At 47.1% G+C, this 289-nt stretch carries 1 rRNA gene; it reads right to left on the reverse strand.

Features of this window, described 5'->3' with window-relative positions:
* Positions 1–3: 3 nt before the first annotated feature.
* Positions 4–116: ribosomal RNA gene (gene rrf, locus MRBLMU1_RS25530) — 5S ribosomal RNA — on the reverse strand.
* Positions 117–289 lie beyond the last annotated feature (173 nt).

Below are 289 nucleotides of genomic sequence, written 5' to 3' on the forward strand. Positions count from 1 at the left end.
CTAGCCTGACGATAACCTACTTTCACACTGGTTGCAGCACTATCATCGGCGCAGAGTTGTTTCACGGTCCTGTTCGGGATGGGAAGGGGTGGGACCAACTTGCTATGGTCATCAGGCATTGACTTGTCTGAGTAGTCGTTCCCTGTTGGGCAACGGCACTCTAATCTGGAAGTAGTAAGTAATTGGGTAATGAAGTTGTATCAACGTTCGCACAACATACTTCTCATTCACCATAACCTGCTAAGGTTATAGGGACAAGCCGTACGGGCAATTAGTATCAGTTAGCTTA

The organism is Burkholderia sp. LMU1-1-1.1 (assembly GCF_040675865.1).
In the GTDB taxonomy this organism is placed as follows: domain Bacteria; phylum Pseudomonadota; class Gammaproteobacteria; order Burkholderiales; family Burkholderiaceae_D; genus Rugamonas.